Source organism: Streptomyces sp. NPDC043861 (assembly GCF_056435905.1).
On sequence record NZ_JBWKDP010000004.1, the window covers coordinates 429,318 to 448,274 of the forward strand.

An 18,957-nucleotide genomic window follows, 5' to 3' on the forward strand; every position below is an offset into this window, starting at 1 on the left:
GGGCGAGACGGTCGGGTACGTCGCCCGGGGGCGGGGTAGCAGTCAAGGGCACGGCGGCGGCCGTGGGACTGCGTACGACTTTGTTCCCGCGCGCCGTACCCGCGCTATTCGGAGTCCGCCGGAAAGCGCAGTTGGGGGTGTCTGTGGTTCGTATCCGGGTCCTTGTGGTCGATGACCACCGGATCTTCGCCGAGTCTCTCGCCGCGGCTCTCGCGGCGGAGCCGGACGTCGACGTGGCCGCGGCAGGCAGCGGCCCGGCCGCGCTGCGCTGTCTGGAGCGCGCGGCGGCGGACGGCCGCAGATTCGATGTGATGCTGGTCGACGCCGACCTGGGTGTGGCCCCCGCGCCGGCCGCCCCGGTGGTCGCGCGCGCCGTCCCCGACAACGGGGAGGGCGGCTTCGTCGACGGCATCTCCCTGGTGGCGGCGGTCCGTTCGGCCAGGCCGGCGGTCCGCTCGGTGGTGCTGGCGGAGAAGGACGACCCTCGTAGGGCCGCGCTCGCGCTCCAGGCGGGGGCCTCGGGCTGGGTGGCCAAGGACTGTTCTCTGCAGCGGCTGCTCACGGTGATCCGCGGAGTCCTCCGCGAGGAGACGCATCTGCCGCCGGCGCTGCTCACCGGCGTACTGCGGGAGCTGACCGCCGCGCGCAAGCACCGTACCGAGAGCGAGCGGCTCGTCGAGTCCCTCACCCCGCGCGAGCGCGAGGTGTTGCGCTGCATGGTGGCGGGCCTCGGCCGCAAGGCGGTCGCGGAGCGTCTCTTCCTCTCTCCGCACACGGTCCGCACCCATATGCAGAACGTGCTGGGGAAGTTGGGCGTGCACTCCACCCTCGCGGCGGTGGCGCTGGCGCGCCGGGCCGGGGTCGGCCCCGCCGAGCTGGACCTGCCGGCAGTGGGCAGCGCCGGGTAGCAGCAGGGCACCGGGCGGGACCGGGCGCGGGTGACCGCGGGGTCCCGCCCGTTCGTGCGTCCTCAGCCGGGGACGTTGTCGAACGGCGCCGTCAGGCGGCGCAGCAGTGCAGCGAGCTCGCCGCGCTGAGCGCGGGAGAGCTCGGCAAGGATGGCCCGCTCCTGGGCGAGCAGCCCGGCGAGCGCCTGATCGGCACGGTCACGGCCTTCGGGGGTGAGCCGCACCAGCACCCCGCGCCGGTCGCTCGGATCGGGCAGTCGCTCGACCAGGCCCTTCTTCGCCAGCCGGTCGATGCGGTTGGTCATCGTGCCGGAGGTCACCAGGGTCTGCGTCAGCAGCTGTCCGGGGGAGAGCTGATAGGGCGCCCCCGCACGCCGGAGCGATGTCAGTACGTCGAACTCCCAGGGCTCCAGGCTGTGCTCGGAGAACGCGAGCCGACGGGCACGGTCGAGATGCCGGGCCAGTCTGGAGATACGGCTGAGCACCTCGAGTGGTTCCACGTCGAGGTCGGGGCGCTCACGGCGCCATGCAGCAACCAGTCGGTCGACCTCGTCCTCCATGACGATCAGTGTAGTTGGTCTGTCGACGTGAAGTCTCTTGACATCAAGATATATTTGGCTGGACTATTGGGCATGGTCGGGCCGGAACCTCGTTCCGCTTGGCTGTTCCATTCCAGCAAGGGGGCTAGAAGATGCATTCCGCACCAACCTGGGATCCGCAGCAATACCTCCGCCACTCGGGGCATCGGGCCCGACCGTTCCTCGATCTTCTCTATCGGATACCTGAACTACCGCATAACGGGCATTCCGCCCGGATTGCCGACATCGGCTGCGGGCCCGGCAATGTGACCGCCCTGCTCGCCGACCGCTGGCCGGAGGCCCGCATCACCGGCCTCGACCTCTCCCCGGAGATGCTCGACCGCGCCGAGAAGGAGTACGCGGGGACCACCCCCGGCGGTGGCCGGCTCGACTTCCGCCTCGCCGACGCCGCTCACTGGACTCCCGACGAGCCGTACGACCTGATCGTCTCCAACGCGGCACTGCAGTGGGTGCCCAGCCACCCGGAATCCTTCTCCGCCTGGATCGAGGGCCTCGCCCCCGGCGGCACGTTCGCCTTCCAGGTGCCCGGGAACTTCACCTCGCCCAGCCACGCCCTGCTCGGCGAACTCTGCGACTCACCGCAGTGGCACGAGCGCCTCGGCGAACACGGCCGTCGCTTCGTCCACGTCCTGGAACCCGCCGACTATCTGGTGCGCCTGGCCGACCTCGGCTGCGCGACCGACGTCTGGGAGACGACGTACTCCCAGCTCCTCCAGGGTGAGGATCCGGTCCTCGACTGGGTGAAGGGCACAGCCCTGCGCCCGGTGCTCACCGCGCTGCACGGTGACGACGAGGCCATCGGTGAATTCCTCGACCAGTACCGCGATCTGCTGCGCAAGGCATATCCGCCGGGGCCGCACGGCACCGTGTTCCCGTTCCGCAGGATCTTCGCCGTGGCACGCAAACCGCGATAGCCGACTTTCGATCGAAAAGGGGGACATGGTGCTGACCGCTGTCGACCACGTTCAGCTCGCCGCACCGCCCGGTACCGAGGACGCCCTGCGCGCCTACTACGCCGGAGCGCTCGGCATGACCGAAATTCCCAAGCCACCGGTTCTCGCCGCGCGCGGTGGCTGCTGGTTCCAGGCAGGGGCCGTCCAGCTCCATCTCGGGGTCGAGCAGGACTTCCGCCCGGCCCGGAAGGCGCATCCAGGTCTGCGCGTCACCGGTATAGAGGCCTACGCCGACCGCCTCGTGTCCCACGGCGCCGAGGTCGTCTGGGACCACGACCTTCCCGGTCACCGCCGCTTCTACTCCGAGGACCCGGTCGGGAACCGGCTGGAGTTCCTCGAGCCGGTGCGGTGACCGGCTTACGCCTGGTCGGCGGTCGGTCCGCCAACGGCAACGGACCGCCGACCGGGCCACCGGCGATTCCCCGGCTTCCCCGGTTCCCATCGTTGAGGCGATCCCCCGGGCCCGAAAGCGATCCGGCGCACGCCCTCTGCGGCTCAGCTCTTGCGATGGCCTATCAGACGCGGCTTCTGCTCCAGGCCGTCGAGGCCGTGCCAGGCCAGATTCACCAGATGCGCCGCGACCTCGGCCTTCTTCGGCTTGCGGACGTCCAGCCACCACTGGCCGGTCAGGGCGACCATCCCCACCAGTGCCTGCGCATACAGCGGAGCCAGCTTCTGGTCGAAGCCGCGCGCCTTGAATTCCAGGCCCAGGATGTCCTCGACCTGGGTGGCGATATCGCTGATCAGTGAGGCGAAGGTGCCCGTCGACTGGGCAACCGGCGAGTCGCGGACCAGGATGCGGAACCCGTCCGTGTACGACTCGATGTAGTCGAGCAGCGCGAACGCGGCCTGTTCCAGCAGCTCACGCGGGTGCCCTGCGGTGAGCGCCCCGGTCACCATGTCCAGGAGCTGGCGCATCTCGCGGTCCACCACGACGGCGTAGAGCCCCTCCTTTCCGCCGAAGTGTTCGTACACCACAGGCTTGGAGACCCCGGCCTTCGCGGCGATCTCCTCCACGGATGTGCCCTCGAAGCCCTTCTCGGCGAATACCGTGCGGCCGATGTCGAGCAGTTGCTGGCGGCGCTCGGCCCCCGTCATCCGGACTCTGCGCCCGCGCCGGGGCCTCTCGCTGCTGGTACTGCCGTCGATCGCCACGTCCTCAATCATGCCGCCTCTGCGGCCTCCGTCTTGCGCCGGGCGTCGATACGGGACGCGCTCGGCCAGCGGACGTCGTACGCCCAGCCCAGCAGCTCGAACCAGCGGATCAGCCGGGCGCTGGAGTCGATCTGCCCGCGCATCACACCGTGCCGTGCGCTGGTCGGGTCGGCGTGATGCAGGTTGTGCCAGGACTCGCCGCAGGACAGCACGGCCAGCCACCACACATTGCCCGAGCGGTCACGCGACTTGAACGGGCGCTTGCCCACGGCATGGCAGATGGAGTTGATCGACCAGGTGACGTGGTGCAGCAGCGCCACCCGGACCAGGGAGCCCCAGAAGAACGCGGTGAACGCGCCCCACCACGACATCGTCACCAGACCGCCGACCAGGGGCGGGATCGCCAGCGAGACGATCGTCCACACCACGAACTGGCGGGAGACGGCACGAATCGCCGGGTCCTTGATCAGATCCGGCGCGTACTTGTTCTGCGGCGTCTGCTCCTCGTCGAACAGCCATCCGATATGGGCCCACCACAGCCCCTTCATCAGTGCCGGGATCGTCTCGCCGAAGCGCCACGGCGAATGCGGGTCCCCCTCGGCGTCCGAGAACTTGTGGTGCCTGCGGTGGTCCGCCACCCAGCGCACCAGCGGGCCCTCCACGGCCAGCGAGCCCATGACCGCGAGCGCGATCCGCAGAGGGCGCTTCGCCTTGAAGGAGCCGTGCGTGAAGTAACGGTGGAAACCGATCGTGATGCCGTGGCAGCCGATGTAGTACATCGCCACCATCAGGCCGAGGTCGAGCCAGCTCACGCCCCAGCCCCAGGCCAGAGGCACTGCGGCCAGCAGGGCGAGAAAGGGCACCGTGATGAACAGCAGCAGGGCGATCTGCTCGATCGAACGCTTCTTGTCGCCGCCGAGTGTGGCGGAGGGGAAATCGGGGCCGGAGGACTTCCGGGCGTCGTCGATCACATCGGGGCTTGTGGTCATGGGGTGTCCCCTGGGGGGTGAGGTGTGCGAATGGTCCGTGCCTACGGATCCGTAACCTACGGCGTCGTAAGTATGGCAGTGCGAAGCCTCGCGGCAAGAGGGCTGTGGACAACGGCGCAGGAACGGACACCTATCCTGGGTGTCGTCGGACAGCGCGGTCCGCAAGCCTCCCGGAAAACCTCCAGACGTGCTCAAACACTGCAAGGAGCCGCACCTGTGAGCAGTGCCGACCAGACCTCCACCGCCAGCGCCGAGCTGCGCGCCGACATCCGCCGACTGGGCGATCTGCTGGGCGAAACCCTCGTACGCCAAGAAGGACCCGAGCTACTCGATCTCGTCGAACGCGTCCGCGCCCTCACCCGTACGGACGGCGAGGCAGCGGCGACGCTGCTCGGGCAGACCGACCTGGAGACGGCCGCGAAGCTCGTACGCGCCTTCTCCACGTACTTCCATCTTGCCAACGTCAGCGAGCAGGTGCACCGTGGCCGCGAAATGCGCGAGCGGCGCGCCGCCGAGGGCGGGCTGCTCTCCCGCACCGCGGACATGCTCAAGGACGCCGACCCCGAGCACCTGCGCGAAACGGTCCGGAATCTGAACGTCCGGCCGGTGTTCACGGCCCACCCGACCGAGGCCGCACGCCGGTCGGTACTCAACAAGCTCCGGCGCATCGCGGAACTCCTCGAGAACCCGGTCATCGCCGCCGACCGGCGCCGGCACGACCTGCGGCTCGCCGAGAACATCGACCTCGTCTGGCAGACCGACGAGCTCCGCGTCGTCCGCCCCGAGCCCGCTGACGAGGCACGCAACGCCATCTACTACCTCGACGAGCTGCACGCGGGCGCCGTCGGCGACGTTCTCGAGGACCTCGCGGCCGAGCTGGAGCGCGTGGGCGTGGAGCTGCCCTCCGGCACCCGTCCGCTCACCTTCGGCACCTGGATCGGCGGCGACCGCGACGGCAACCCCAACGTCACCCCGGACGTCACCCGCGAGGTGCTGATCCTCCAGCACGAGCACGGCATCACCGACGCCCTGGAGGCGGTCGACTCGCTGCGCGGACTGCTGTCCAACTCCATCAGGTACGCCGGAGCCACCGAGGAACTCCTCGCCTCCCTCCAGAACGACCTGGAGTGCCTGCCCGAGATCAGCCCGCGCTACAAGCGGCTGAACGCCGAGGAGCCCTACCGCCTCAAGGCCACCTGCATCCGCCAGAAGCTGGTCAACACGCGCGAGCGCCTCGCCAAGGGCACGTCGCACGAGGCCGGCCGCGACTACCTCGGCACGGCCGAGCTGCTGCACGACCTGCAACTGATCCAGACGTCGCTGCGCGAGCACCGCGGCGGACTGTTCGCCGACGGTCGCCTGGACCGTACGATCCGCACGCTCGCAGCCTTCGGACTGCAGCTCGCCACCATGGACGTACGGGAACACGCGGACGCCCACCACCATGCACTCGGCCAGCTCTTCGACCGGCTGGGCGAGGAGTCGTGGCGGTATGCCGACATGCCGCGCGACTACCGCCAGAGACTGCTCGCGAAGGAGCTCCGCTCCCGCAGGCCGCTCGCCCCGACCCCGGCGCCCCTCGATGCCGCGGGGGCCAAGACCCTCGGCGTCTTCCACGCCGTGAAGGAGGCCTTCGAGCGGTTCGGACCCGAGGTCATCGAGTCCTACATCATCTCGATGTGCCAGGGCGCGGACGACGTCTTCGCGGCGGCGGTACTCGCACGCGAGGCCGGCCTGATCGACCTGCACGCCGGCTGGGCCAAGATCGGCATCGTGCCGCTGCTGGAGACGACGGACGAGCTGAAGGCCGCGGACGTCATCCTCGACGGGATGCTCGCCGATCCCTCGTACCGCCGCCTCGTCTCGCTGCGCGGCGATGTGCAGGAGGTCATGCTCGGCTACTCCGACTCGTCGAAGTTCGGCGGCATCACCACGTCGCAGTGGGAGATCCACCGGGCCCAGCGCAGGCTCCGCGACGTCGCCCACCGGTACGGGGTGAGGCTGCGGCTCTTCCACGGCCGGGGCGGCACGGTCGGCCGCGGTGGCGGCCCCTCGCACGACGCGATCCTCGCGCAGCCGTGGGGCACGCTGGAGGGCGAGATCAAGGTCACCGAGCAGGGCGAGGTCATCTCCGACAAGTACCTGATCCCGTCCCTGGCACGCGAGAACCTCGAGCTGACGGTCGCCGCCACCCTGCAGGCGTCCGCCCTGCACACCGCGCCGCGGCAGAGCGGCGAAGCACTGGCGCGCTGGGACGCGGCGATGGACACGGTGTCCGACGCGGCGCACGCCGCGTACCGGCGCCTCGTGGAGGACCCGGACCTGCCCGCCTACTTCTTCGCATCCACGCCCGTCGACCAGCTCGCCGACCTCCACCTGGGCTCGCGCCCTTCGCGCCGCCCGGACAGCGGCGCAGGGCTGGACGGCCTGCGGGCCATCCCCTGGGTGTTCGGCTGGACCCAGTCGCGGCAGATCGTGCCGGGGTGGTTCGGAGTGGGCTCGGGACTGAAGGCGCTCCGGGAAGCCGGGCTCGAGTCCGAGCTGGAAGAGATGTACGGACAGTGGCACTTCTTCCGGAACTTCATCTCGAACGTGGAGATGACGCTCGCGAAGACGGATCTGCGGATCGCCCGGCACTACGTGGACACACTGGTGCCGGAGCACCTGAAGCACGTCTTCGAGGACATCGAGGCGGAGCACGAGCTGACGGTCCAGCAGGTGCTGCGGGTGACGGGCGGGAAGGAACTGCTCGACTCCAACCCGGTGCTCCAGCAGACCTTCGCCATCCGGGACGCGTATCTGGACCCGATCTCGTATCTGCAGGTCTCGCTGCTGGCTCGGCAGCGGGCCGCCGCCGAGCGCGGTGAGCCGGCCGACCCGCTCCTGTCGAGGGCACTGCTGCTGACGGTCAACGGCGTCGCGGCGGGCCTGCGCAACACGGGCTGACGTCCGGCCCTGCCACGTCCTTGCCCGCTGCCCGGCCCGGAGGCCGGGCAGCGGTGCGAGGACGTGGTCTTTCCGTCTCACCCCGGGGTGGGGCACCTGCTGCGTCGCCGGCCTGTCCGTCCGCGCCGCCCCGGCGCCGGCCGGCCCTTCGGGTGCAGGGACCAGCCGTGGCGCGCCCGGCGGGCCCGCCCGGGGAACCGCGGGGCTTCCGGGGCCGGGAGCCCTGCGCGGTGGGGGACGACTGCCGCGGCGCTGCGGCGGCGCGCCCGGGAAAGGCTGCCTCCGTATCTGCCGTGCGGCGGCGGACGCTGCCGCGTCGGTGTTCGCGCCGGACCCGGCGGCGGCACTTGACGAGCGACCGGGCCGGGGCGAGCAGGGCGGCCCTGTCGCGGAGAGCCGCGCCGTTGGAGGCACTGGAACCGGTCCGGGCTGGGCGCCCGGGGGCCTCCGGAGGTCCGGGCGCGGACGGGGACGGGCATCGGGCCGGGGCCGGACGGAGGCGGCTACGTGCCCGTTGGACGGCAGGATTCCGCGTCCGAGGGCTTTCTCGCCGGGACTGTTGCCCCCGGCTCGTCGGCCGGCTCGCCCGGACGCGTCAGAGCGCGAAGAAGGCCCCGACCAGCAGCGCACCTCCCAACGCCGCCGTGCCCCAGGCCAGCCGGGTCATGCGCAGGCCGCCACCGATGACAAGGGCTGCGAGGAGCAGGGCGCCGCCGAGGGGAAGCCAGGCGTGCAGGCCGCCCGCCCACCCGGTGCGGACCACCTCGTCGGTGCCGGGCTTCACGACGACGTCGAGCTTCGCGCCCTTGCTGACCGCGACCGAGCGCTCGATGGTCATGCCGGTGCGGGCCGCCCCGGGGCCCCGGGGGTCGAACGGGCCCGTGCACGTCTTCTCGCCGCAGCTCGCCACGGTGAGCGTGCCGTGCTCGCGGCCCTTGGCGAGCAGGACGTGCTGGGCGGTGCCCCAGGACGACCAGGCTCCGGCGGCGAGCAGCAGCAGGACGATCAGGACCGTGGCGGTGCGTCGGCCATGGTCGAGCATCCGGCCGGAGGAGTTCCGCTTCATGGGGCGCGATCCTTCGACAACCGACCGCACCTGGTCAACCTCGGACCGGCGCTATGCGTTCCTTGTCAGGAGTTGTACGCACTCTGTGCGCGCTCCAGCCCCTCCGTCACCAGACACTCCACCGCATCGGCGGCCCGGTCCACGAAGTAGTCCAGCTCCTTGCGCTCCGTCGACGAGAAGTCCTTCAGCACGAAGTCCGCGACCTGCATCCGGCCGGGCGGCCGCCCGATGCCGAAACGGACCCGGTGGTAGTCCGCGCCCATCGCCTTCGTCATGGACTTCAGCCCGTTGTGGCCGTTGTCACCGCCGCCCAGCTTCAGCCGCAGCACGCCGTAGTCGATGTCCAACTCGTCGTGGACCGCGACGATGTTGGCGGTCGGCACTTTGTAGAAGTCCCGCAACGCCGTGACCGGGCCGCCCGACAGGTTCATGTACGACATCGGCTTCGCCAGGACCACCCGGCGGTTCGCGGGCCCCGGAGCGCCGATCCGGCCCTCGACGACCTGGGCCTGTGCCTTCGTCGCCCGCTTGAAGTTCCCGCCCATCCGGTCGGCGAGCAGGTCGGCCACCATGAACCCGACGTTGTGGCGGTTCGCCGCGTAGCCGGGCCCGGGATTGCCGAGCCCCACCACGAGCCAGGGGGCGTTCGCGTCCGTCGTCATCTGCTCCATGTCTCCTTCATAGCGCCACCGCCCCCCGCACCGGGGGGTGCGGGGGGCGGTGGTGACGAATTCCGTGACCCGAAAGGATCCGTGGGCCCGGAGAGATCCGGAAGGATCAGGCCTCGGTGGCCGCTTCGCCCTCGGCAGCCTCTTCGCCCTCGGCGGCCGGCTCCTCGGCCTGCGCGGACAGGACCTGCAGGACGACAGTGTCGTCCTCGACGGCCAGGGTGACGCCCTTGGGCAGCTCGACGTCCTTGGCGAGGACGGAGGCGCCGGCCTCCAGGCCCTCGACGGAGACCGTGAACGACTCGGGGATGTGGGTGGCCTCGGCCTCGACCGGCAGCGCGTTCAGCACGTGCTCCAGGAGGTAGCCGCCCGGCGCCAGCTCGCCCTCGGCCTGGACCGGAACCTCGACGGTGACCTTCTCGCCGCGCTTCACGATCAGCAGGTCGACGTGCTCGAGGTAGCCCCGCAGCGGGTCGCGCTGCACGGCCTTCGGGATCGCGAGCTCCTTCTTGCCCTCGATGTCCAGCGACAGCAGGACGTTCGGGGTGCGCAGCGCGAGCAGCAGTTCGTGGCCCGGGAGGGTCAGGTGGATCGGGTCGGAACCGTGGCCGTAGAGAACGCCGGGAACCTTGTTGTCGCGACGGATACGGCGGGCGGCGCCCTTGCCGAACTCGGTGCGCGACTGGGCGGCGAGCTTCACCTCGGACATGTGCACTCCTCGTAGTACAGAAGACGAATGTGGCGGTCACCCGGCCACACGACTGGCCTGCTACGAAGAGCGCGTCGATAACGGACAGCCGTACCACCGGAACACGTCCGGAACGAGTACGGCCTCCCTCGCCGAGCAACCTGGACAGTCTACTCGGCGGGGAGGCCTTACCCAAAAGGATCTTCGCCGCGGGCGAAGGGTGCTTACTGCTCCTCGAACAGGCTCGTCACCGAACCGTCCTCGAACACCTCGCGCACCGCGCGCGCGATGGTGGGAGCGATCGACAGAACGGTGATCTTGTCGAGTTCCAGATTGCTCGGGTCCGGCAGCGTGTTCGTGAACACGAACTCGCTCACCTTGGAGTTCTTCAGACGGTCCGCCGCCGGGCCGGACAGCACACCGTGCGTCGCCGTCACGATGACGTCCTCGGCGCCGTGCGCGTACAGCGCGTCCGCGGCCGCACAGATCGTGCCACCCGTGTCGATCATGTCGTCCACCAGGACGCACACCCGGCCGTCGACGTTGCCGACGACCTCATGAACGGTGACCTGGTTGGCGACGTCCTTGTCGCGGCGCTTGTGCACGATCGCCAGCGGTGCGTCCAGGCGGTCGCACCACCGGTCGGCAACGCGCACACGGCCGGCATCGGGGGAGACCACGGTCAGCTTCGAGCGGTCCACCTTCGCACCCACGTAGTCCGCGAGCAGCGGCAGCGCGAACAGATGGTCCACCGGCCCGTCGAAGAAGCCCTGGATCTGGTCGGTGTGCAGATCGACCGTGAGGATCCGGTCCGCACCCGCGGTCTTCATCAGGTCGGCGACCAGGCGGGCCGAAATCGGCTCACGGCCACGGTGCTTCTTGTCCTGACGGGCGTAGCCGTAGAACGGCACGATCACGGTGATGCTCCGGGCCGAAGCCCGCTTCAGAGCATCGAGCATGATCAGCTGTTCCATGATCCACTTGTTGATCGGAGCCGTGTGGCTCTGGATCAGGAAGCAGTCGGCGCCACGCGCCGACTCCTGGAAACGGACGTAGATCTCGCCGTTGGCGAAGTCGAAAGCCTTGGTCGGCACCAGACCGACACCCAGCTGATGGGCGACCTCCTCGGCCAGCTCGGGGTGGGCGCGGCCGGAGAAGAGCATCAGCTTCTTCTCGCCGGTCGTCTTGATCCCGGTCACAGCACTGTCTCCTCAGACGTGTTTCTCTGCTGCTGATCCGCCCGTCCCTCGTGCGGCGAGCCAGCCCGATGTTCACCCGGGGGGCACCTTCAGGACCCCCGTTCATGCACGTATCACGGTACGCCGAGATCGGCGCACCCGTTTTCGGTCAACCCTCGTCGTTGAACTGCTTGACCGCCTCCGTCGCCGCCTGGGCGGCCGCGCTCCCGGGACGCTTCCGTGCGACCCAGCCCTCGATATTCCGCTGCTGGCCACGGGCGACGGCAAGTGAACCGGGCGGCACGTCCTTGGTGATGACCGATCCGGCGGCGGTGTAGGCGCCGTCCCCGACTGTGACGGGAGCAACAAACATATTGTCCGAGCCGGTCTTGCAGTGGGAACCAATCGTCGTGTGGTGCTTGGCCTCACCGTCGTAGTTCACGAAGACGCTCGCCGCGCCGATGTTCGTGTACTCACCGATCGTCGCGTCACCGACGTACGAGAGGTGCGGGACCTTCGTGCCCTCGCCGATCGACGCGTTCTTCATCTCCACATAGGTGCCGGCCTTGGCCTTCCGGCCGAGCTTCGTGCCGGGGCGGAGGTAGGCGTACGGCCCCACCGAGGCGCCCTCGCCGATCTCGGCCGATTCGGCCACCGTGTTGTCCACCCGGGCGCCCTTGCCCACCACGGTGTCCCTCAGCCGGCTGTTCGGGCCGACCTCGGCGTCCTCGGCGACATGCGTCGCACCCTGCAGCTGCGTACCCGGGTGGATCAGGGCATCGCGTTCGAACGTCACCGTCACGTCGACCAGGACGGACGCCGGATCGACGATCGTCACACCGGCCATCATCGCCTGCTCGAGCAGCCGCTCGTTCAGCAGCCTCCGCGCCTCCGCCAACTGCACGCGGTTGTTGATGCCCAGGATCTCCCGGTGGTCGCCGGCAACGGACGCGCCGACGCGGTGACCGGCCTCGCGCAGGATTCCGAGCACATCGGTGAGGTACTCCTCGCCCTGGCTGTTGTCCGTGCGCAGCTTGCCGAGCGCATCCGCGAGGAGCTGCCCGTCGAAGGCGAACACCCCGGAGTTGATCTCCCGGATCGCCCGCTCGGCCTCGGTCGCGTCCTTGTGCTCGACGATCGCGGTCACCGCACCCGTCGCCGCGTCACGAACGATCCGGCCGTACCCCGTCGAGTCGGGGACCTCGGCCGTCAGCACCGTCACCGCATTGCCGTCGGCCGTGTGCGTCGCGGCCAGCGCGGTCAGTGTCCCGCCGGAGAGGAGCGGGGTGTCGCCACAGACGACGACCACGGTTCCCTCGGGCGTCCGCCCGAGCTCCTCCAGGGCCATCCGCACGGCGTGACCGGTTCCGTTCTGCTCGGCCTGGTACGCGGTGCGCGTCCCCGCATAGTTCGCGGCGAGGTGCTCCTTGACCTGCTCGCTCGCGTGGCCGACCACCACGACGAGCTCTTCGGGCTGCAGCTCGCGGGCGGCGGACACGACATGACCGACGAGCGAGCGCCCGGCGATGTCATGCAGGACCTTGGGGGTCTTCGACTTCATGCGGGTGCCCTCACCCGCTGCAAGGACGACGACGGCGGCCGGGCGGTTGGCGCTCACGGATATGCCCTTCGGCTTCGGGTGGTGGACACCCGCAGGATACCGGGGGGTTTCAGGAGTGAAATGAGGGCGGGTCCTGACCAGGACGGTCAGGACCCGCGACGCTTGAGCTCCCCCGCCAGGACTCGAACCCGGACATAAGGCACCAAAAGCCTCAGTGCTGCCAATTACACCACAGGGGATGAAACCCGACTGAACCGGACATGAGGTCGGTCTGCCGGACCGGCACCCCAACACTATGCCGTACCAAGCGCCTTCCGTGCGACGGCGGAGGGGCGGTGCTGCCTTTGCCGCAGCCGGCGAGGCAGCCGCGACGGGCGTTCCCGTGTTCCCGTGCGGAGTCCGGGGGTCCGGTACGGCGTCCGGGGTGCGGCGTCCTGAGGTGTTTCCGGCGGTCCCGAGGTCTTGTGTCCGCCGCCCTGCGACAACTCGGCGGGGTGCACCGCGTCGGCCGCGGGGGAGCGTGCACCACCTACGGCGCGATCGAGACCTTGGAGCCCCCCGCTCGACATGGATCCGGACGCGCTCGATCCACCGGGTTCGATAGGTCGCCGCAGGTTGCGGCCCTGTGCGATGACGTTCCGTGCTGCTGAAGTCACCGAAAAATCGGTCGCGCGGTTTCGTAGGCTGAGAGACATGACCACATCGGGGGCACACCAGGACTCTGCGGGCGACGACGCCCGTTCCTGGCTGTGGTGGGGGAGACGGCGAAGTGTCGCACTGGATGTCGGGCTGGGTGTCGCGTCCGCGCTGGAGTGTGCGCTGGAGGGCATCAGGTTCGCGGGCGCCGCCGGGCTGCCGGTGCAGCTCGGAGTGCTCTTCGGGCTGATCGCCGGATCGGTGCTGGTGCTGCGGCGGCGCTGGCCGGCGAGTGTGGTGCTGGTCTCGATCGCGATCACGCCGGCCGAGATGGGCTTCCTGCTGGCGATCGTCGGGCTGTACACGCTCGCGGCATCCGAGGCGCCCCGGCGGATCACCGTCGCGCTGGCCGGGATGTCCCTGCTGGGGACGTTGATCGTGACCTTCGTACGGACGCGGCAGGACATCACATCTGCGGACGTCGACCCGGGGTCCTGGTACGTGCCGGTCGTCTCCCTCGTCATGTCGGTCGGACTCACCGCGCCGCCCTTGCTGCTCGGCCTCTATGTGGGGGCGCGTCGTCGCCTGATGGAGAGCCTCCGGGAGCGTGCGGACAGCCTGGAGCAGGAACTGTCGCTGCTGGCGGACCGGGCCGAGCAGCAGGCCCAGTGGGCGCGTACGGAGGAGCGGACGCGGATCGCGCGCGAGATGCACGATGTGGTGGCGCACCGGGTGAGTCTGATGGTGGTCCATGCGGCGGCGCTGCAGGCCGTGGCGTTGAAGGATCCGCAGAAGGCGGTGAGGAACGCCGCGCTGGTGGGTGACATGGGGCGCCAGGCGCTGACGGAGCTGCGGGAGATGCTCGGCGTGCTGCGGGCCGGGGAGGACGGTACCGAGCGGGTGGCGACCGTGGGGCCGGTCCCCGGCGCGCAGCCGGTGCCGCTGGCGGCGGTCGGGATGGCGGCCGCTGCCGCGGCTGCCGCTGCGGCGGACGACGGTCCGTCGTTGGCCGACCTGGAGCCGCTGGTGGAGCAGTCCCGGCAGGCGGGCATGGTCGTGGAGCTGATGGTGCAGGGCGAGGTGCGCCCGTACCGCGCGGAGGTCGAGCAGACGGCTTACCGGGTGGTGCAGGAGGCGCTGACCAATGTGCACAAGCATGCGGCGGGCGCCCGGACGTGGGTGCGGGTCGCCCACCGTGGTGCGGAGATCGCGATGCAGGTGGAGAACGGTCCTTCGGACCGGGGTGCGGCGGACGCCGGTCTGCCGAGCGGGGGCAATGGTCTGGTCGGCATGCGGGAGCGGGTGGCGGCGCTGGGCGGGGTGTTCGTCTCGGGCCCCACGGACGGGGGCGGGTTCCGGGTGTCGGCGGTGCTGCCCATGGAGGCGCCGGGGATGTAGTCGGTGGCGGTTCGGTGGTGGCCCCGGTGTCCGTCGGACGTTTCTCGACGCGGGCGCTGCCCTGCGGGGCCGCTGGCATGGCGGACGGGGCCGGGTGGTGCGGACGAGGCCGCCCGGGTGCCGCCACCGGTCATGGGTACGGGGTGCGCGGCAGGACGGGCGGATGCGGTTCCGTGCTGCGGTGAGCCGGGCGGGCTGGGCTCAGGACGTGGTGAGCCGGGCGGGCTCGGCTCCGGACGTGGTGAGCCGGGCGGGCTCGGCTCCGGACGTGGTGAGCCGGGCGGGCTCGGCTCAGGACGTGGTGAGCCGGGCGTGCTGGGCTCCGGACGTGGTGAGCCGGGCGGGCTGGGCTCCGGACGTGGTGAGCCGGGCGGGCTGGGTGCCCGTGATCAGGGTGGCCAGGGCCTGGTCGAGGTTCGCGCCGAGGTACCAGTCGCCGGTGTGGTCGAGGCTGTAGACCCGTCCTTCGGTGTCTATGGCGAGTACGGCCCGGGCGTCGCCCTCCTCGCCGAGTGGGGTGAGCGCGGTGTCGAGGGCACGTCCGAGGTCACCGAGGGTCCGGGCGAGGTGCAGGCCGGCCAGCGGATCGAAGCGGACGGCCGTGGGGGCGACCTGGCGGCCCTGCCCGGGCGGGCTGATGCGCAGGCCGCCGAATTCCGCCCAGGCCTCGACGGCGGCGGGGAAGACGCTGTGGCGGTGGCCGCCGGGGGATTCGTGGGTACGCAGGCTGTCGGCCCAGTGCTCGGCCTGTTTGATGTTCCAGCGGCCGGGCTGCCAGCCGGCTTCGCGGAGTGCTGCGTCGACGGCGACGGGGAAGCGGGTGGTGCTGTGCTCGTTCACGTTCCGGGTCAGCCGTTCCTGTTCTGGGTCGGGTCGACGGTCCTCACGCCGAAGTGGGCGAGCATCGCGGCGCAGGAGCGGCAGGGTTCCGCGTAGCTGCCGTGCAGGGGGTCACCGTCCTCCCGTATGCGCCGGGCGGTGAGTTTGGACTGTTTGAGGGAGCGACGGGCCTCGCCGTGGGTGAGGGGTTTGCGCTGGGCCCGTTTCGAGCGGGCGCTGTCGGCGGCGGTGAGGTGGCGGGAGAGCAGGATCGCCTCCGGGCACCGCCCGGTGAACCGCTCCCGCTGGCCGCTGGTGAGGGTGTCGAGGAAGTCCTGCACGAGGGGGTGGAGCGCGGGTGGCTGGTCGGCCCTGCCTGCGGTGCAGGTGAGCGTCTCGCCGCGGACGGAGAGTGCTGCGGCGACGGTCGGCAGTATTCCGTCCCGGCGGAAACGCAGTACCGGCGCGACTCCGGCCGGCTCCGTACTGCTCCAGTTGAGCCTGGGATCACCGGTTGTGCCTGATGGTGCCGTGTGCATGGTGCTGTTGTTCCCTCCCGTGCCAGCGGCACCGGCCGCTGTCGTGCACGCCCCCGAGTTGAAGGGACAGCGTGCCAAACGGGGCGCCTCGTGTGGAAGCTGGGTGACTGAATCGTGTACGGGTGTCGTCCGTCTTCGGCTGAGGGTCACCCCGGAGTGACGGTTCGTTACGGAAGCGGAGGGGTGTCGCGCAGGGGGGTACGGGGACGGTACTGGCTGTTGCGCCACCGCATAGGCTGTGGTCAACCAGCCAGATCCAGCAGGGGGCATAACGCCATGACGACAGGTCGGCAAGGGCTGGGGGCTTCTCCCGGCCCCCTGGCCGGGGGACACCCCGCGCCGCCGAACGCGGCCTACGCCGGGCAGGTCGTGCATTTCCCGGACCCGGTCCGGGCCGCCAGGCACCCCATGGGGGTGCGGGTGGATGAGCACGGATATCCGGACTTCTCGCCGTATGCGCGTGCCGTTGCGGAGATCGCCGAGCCCCCGGAGGGCTTCGGTGTCGACGAACTGCGGCTCACCGATTACGTGTCGGCCAACGCCGCACTTGCCGCCGACGGTCATGAGCTGTGGGACACGATTCCCGCAGTGGCCACGCCGCACGGCTGGACGTGGCATCACGTCGCGGGCGGACGTCGGCTCGAGCTGGTGCCGGTGGAGGTGAAGGCGCTGCTGCGGCACCATGCCGGGATCGCGACGGCCGCTGTCGACCATGGGAAGCGCGGCACGCGTCCGCTGCAGGAGACCCGGCCCGCACACTTCGGCCTGCCCAAGGGGGTGGTGTCGGTGACGGAGCAGCAACTGCTCGGTGTGGAGGAGGACTTGGGGTACCGGTTGCCGGGTGCCTACCGGTCCTTCCTGAAGGCGGCGGGCGGCTGCGCGCCGGTGGGCGCGGCGCTGGACGCGGAGCTGGGGCTGTTGGTCGACCAGCCCTTCTTCACTGTGCGTGAGGAAGCTGCGGTCAACGACCTGGTGTATGTCAACAAGTGTCTGCGGGACCATCTGACGAAGGACTACCTCGGTGTCGCATTCGTCCAGGGCGGACTGCTCGCGGTGAAGGTCCGTGGCAGTGGGGCCGGTTCGGTGTGGTTCTGTGCGTTCGACGATGCGCGTGACCAGGACGGCTGGTCGGTGGACGAGCGAGTGGAGCGGCTGTTGCTGCCCTGTGGTGAGGACTTCGACGCGTTTCTGTCGCGCCTTGCGGGGAATCCGCCGGAGCTGGAGACCGTGGCGAACCTGATGGTGGACGGCGGCTTTGCGCGTGCCGTTCCGGTTTCGGTGGAGGGGTGACGGCCGGATGGTGACCTTTGCGCAGGCGCAGGAGCGCGCGGAAGAGTGGATCAACGGTGACGTGCCCGCGTACCAGCACCGCGAGGTGCGGGTGCGGGAGTTCGAGCTCGGCTTCGTCGTGTGGGCGGAGGACCGCGCGGAAGGGCCCACGTCGGACGACGGCCGGCAGCGGCTGGTGATTGCCCGGGACAGCGGGGAGGTCACGCTGTGGCCGGGGCTGCCGGTGGGCGAGGTGATCCGGCGGTACGAGGAGGAGTACGGCGTTCCGGATGTCGTGCAGGCTCCGGCCGCGCCGCAGCCGGAGCGTATCGACCTGAACCAGACGTCGTTCCTGCTGAGCCCGCCCGAGTGGCTGCAGGAGGCGGCGGACAGGATGGGCATTCCGGACCAGCGCTCGGGGTCCGGCTCCGGTTCCGGCGCGGGTTCCGGGGCCGTGCCGGCTCCGGGCGCGCCTCCGGCCGACGCACCTTCCCCCGCCCCGGCGGCCGCGAGCCGGGGCGGTCTCCCGGCGGACGACGGTCTGCCAGGTGCCGCTCCCGGTGCCACCAGTGGCCGTGGCTCTCATGTGGGCGGGAACGCATGGCCGGGCGCCGGCTCGGGTCCTGCGTCGTCCGCCGGGGCCGTGCCGGTGCAGCCGGGCGCGGGGGAACCCGGGCACGGTCCGGCCGCGGCGGCGGGCGGTTCCGCCGCGCCGACGGGCGCGGACGCATGGGCGGCATCCGGTCGCGGGGACCACGAGCCCACGGCGCCGGAGGGCGTACCGCCCGCGCCTGCCGTGCCGGGCGGGGCGACTCCCTGGGCCGGGACGGACACGAACGCCCCGTCGGAGGACGGCTCCGTGCCGCTGCCGGCCACGGTGTTCGCGCCGCCGCTGTCAGGGGCGGACGACGACGACACACCGCCGCCGTCGGTGGGCGCGGATGCGCCGACCGCGCTGATGTCGGGCGGCAGCCAGCTGCCGCGGACCGCGGTGGCCCCTGCCTTCGACCCGCAGCAGGGCCCGCAGGCTCCCGCGCCGCAGCCGTCGGCCGGACCCGGCCCGGCCGGTGCGCATGACATCGCCGATGCCGCGACCAGCAAGGCCGCGGTGCCACCGCGTGCTTCGCGGGGGAGTGGCCCCACGACTCCGCCGCCTCCTGCCCCGCCGGGTGTTCCCGGTGCGAGGCCGGGAGCGACGCCGCCGCCGTCGGGTCCCGGTGCGCCGGGAGCCCCTGCGGGGGGTTACGTGCCGACGCAGCTGGTCTCCCAGCTCGGCCCCGACGGACCGCAGCCTCCGGGTCCGCCGGGTGCGCCGCAGCCGCCGCAGCCTCCGGGTCCGCCGGGTGCTCCCGGTGTGCCTGGTACTCCTCCGGGTGGGGTGCACCATGCGGCGACGATGCTGGCGAATCCGAGCCCGAATCCGAGCCATGGTGGTCCGGGTGTGCCGCAGCCGCCGGGTCCGCCGGGTGCGCCGCAGCCGCCGCAGCCTCCGGGTGCTCCCGGTGTGCCTGGTACTCCTCCGGGTGGGGTGCACCATGCGGCGACGATGCTGGCGAATCCGAGCCCGAATCCGAGCCATGGTGGT

16 protein-coding genes, 1 tRNA gene and 1 pseudogene are annotated in these 18,957 nt (G+C 70.8%); 7 read left to right on the forward strand and 11 right to left on the reverse strand.

Features of this window, described 5'->3' with window-relative positions:
• Positions 1-143: 143 nt before the first annotated feature.
• Positions 144-908, forward strand: a complete 765-nt coding sequence (locus AC068D_RS12765) for a LuxR C-terminal-related transcriptional regulator (RefSeq protein WP_478823140.1) — start codon at positions 144-146, stop codon at positions 906-908.
• 62 nt (positions 909-970) lie between these two features.
• On the opposite strand, the gene AC068D_RS12770 is transcribed toward AC068D_RS12765, so the two are convergent.
• Complete coding sequence (locus AC068D_RS12770) at positions 971-1,468, reverse strand: MarR family winged helix-turn-helix transcriptional regulator (protein WP_478822990.1); 498 nt, start codon at positions 1,466-1,468, stop codon at positions 971-973.
• 131 nt (positions 1,469-1,599) lie between these two features.
• On the opposite strand from AC068D_RS12770, the gene AC068D_RS12775 reads away from it, so the two are divergent.
• Together AC068D_RS12775 and AC068D_RS12780 are read left to right on the forward strand one after the other, a co-directional pair.
• Positions 1,600-2,421: a trans-aconitate 2-methyltransferase gene (locus AC068D_RS12775; protein WP_478822991.1), complete on the forward strand. Its 822-nt coding sequence runs from the start codon at positions 1,600-1,602 to the stop codon at positions 2,419-2,421.
• A 28-nt stretch (positions 2,422-2,449) separates the two neighbouring features.
• Positions 2,450-2,812 carry a VOC family protein gene (locus AC068D_RS12780; protein WP_478823141.1) on the forward strand — a complete coding sequence of 121 codons (363 nt, stop codon included), beginning with the start codon at positions 2,450-2,452 and terminating at the stop codon, positions 2,810-2,812.
• Between the two features lie 143 nt (positions 2,813-2,955).
• Here the strand turns inward: AC068D_RS12780 and AC068D_RS12785 are convergent, their stop codons facing one another.
• A complete protein-coding gene (locus tag AC068D_RS12785; protein ID WP_478822992.1) occupies positions 2,956-3,627 on the reverse strand; it encodes a TetR family transcriptional regulator in 672 nt (223 codons plus the stop codon).
• Entirely contained in the window at positions 3,624-4,604 is a 981-nt protein-coding gene (locus AC068D_RS12790; protein WP_478822993.1) for an acyl-CoA desaturase, read from the reverse strand. The genes AC068D_RS12785 and AC068D_RS12790 overlap by 4 nt, the downstream gene beginning before the upstream one ends.
• Positions 4,605-4,820: 216 nt before the next feature.
• On the opposite strand from AC068D_RS12790, the gene ppc reads away from it, so the two are divergent.
• Positions 4,821-7,550, forward strand: a complete 2,730-nt coding sequence (gene ppc / locus AC068D_RS12795; RefSeq protein ID WP_478822994.1) for a phosphoenolpyruvate carboxylase — start codon at positions 4,821-4,823, stop codon at positions 7,548-7,550.
• Positions 7,551-8,145: 595 nt separating this feature from the next.
• On the opposite strand, the gene AC068D_RS12800 is transcribed toward ppc, so the two are convergent.
• From AC068D_RS12800 to AC068D_RS12825, 6 genes are all read right to left on the reverse strand, one after another.
• Positions 8,146-8,616, reverse strand: a complete 471-nt coding sequence (locus tag AC068D_RS12800) for a hypothetical protein (RefSeq protein WP_478822995.1) — start codon at positions 8,614-8,616, stop codon at positions 8,146-8,148.
• 65 nt (positions 8,617-8,681) lie between these two features.
• Positions 8,682-9,278: an aminoacyl-tRNA hydrolase gene (gene pth, locus AC068D_RS12805; protein WP_478823142.1), complete on the reverse strand. Its 597-nt coding sequence runs from the start codon at positions 9,276-9,278 to the stop codon at positions 8,682-8,684.
• Positions 9,279-9,393: 115 nt separating this feature from the next.
• Positions 9,394-9,993 (reverse strand): 50S ribosomal protein L25/general stress protein Ctc, encoded by a 600-nt coding sequence (locus AC068D_RS12810; protein WP_478822996.1) that lies wholly within the window; start codon positions 9,991-9,993, stop codon positions 9,394-9,396.
• Positions 9,994-10,196: 203 nt separating this feature from the next.
• On the reverse strand, positions 10,197-11,171 hold the full coding sequence (locus tag AC068D_RS12815; protein ID WP_478822997.1) for a ribose-phosphate diphosphokinase: 975 nt from the start codon (positions 11,169-11,171) through the stop codon (positions 10,197-10,199).
• A 148-nt stretch (positions 11,172-11,319) separates the two neighbouring features.
• On the reverse strand, positions 11,320-12,768 hold the full coding sequence (glmU, locus tag AC068D_RS12820) for a bifunctional UDP-N-acetylglucosamine diphosphorylase/glucosamine-1-phosphate N-acetyltransferase GlmU (RefSeq protein ID WP_478822998.1): 1,449 nt from the start codon (positions 12,766-12,768) through the stop codon (positions 11,320-11,322).
• 110 nt (positions 12,769-12,878) lie between these two features.
• A tRNA-Gln gene (locus AC068D_RS12825) sits at positions 12,879-12,950 on the reverse strand.
• Positions 12,951-13,404: 454 nt separating this feature from the next.
• Here AC068D_RS12825 and AC068D_RS12830 point away from each other — a divergent pair.
• Entirely contained in the window at positions 13,405-14,745 is a 1,341-nt protein-coding gene (locus AC068D_RS12830; protein WP_478822999.1) for a sensor histidine kinase, read from the forward strand.
• 291 nt (positions 14,746-15,036) lie between these two features.
• On the opposite strand, the gene AC068D_RS12835 is transcribed toward AC068D_RS12830, so the two are convergent.
• The gene (locus AC068D_RS12835) at positions 15,037-15,585 is read right to left on the reverse strand and encodes an SUKH-3 domain-containing protein (protein ID WP_478823000.1); all 549 of its coding nucleotides are present in this window, start codon (positions 15,583-15,585) and stop codon (positions 15,037-15,039) included.
• 8 nt (positions 15,586-15,593) lie between these two features.
• Positions 15,594-16,103, reverse strand: coding sequence for a YwqJ-related putative deaminase (locus AC068D_RS12840; protein ID WP_478823001.1), 510 nt, complete (start codon positions 16,101-16,103; stop codon positions 15,594-15,596).
• A 276-nt stretch (positions 16,104-16,379) separates the two neighbouring features.
• On the opposite strand from AC068D_RS12840, the gene AC068D_RS12845 reads away from it, so the two are divergent.
• On the forward strand, positions 16,380-17,393 hold the full coding sequence (locus AC068D_RS12845; RefSeq protein WP_478823002.1) for an HNH endonuclease: 1,014 nt from the start codon (positions 16,380-16,382) through the stop codon (positions 17,391-17,393).
• A gap of 7 nt (positions 17,394-17,400) precedes the next feature.
• A pseudogene (locus AC068D_RS12850) lies at positions 17,401-18,957 on the forward strand (SUKH-4 family immunity protein); the annotation flags it as partial.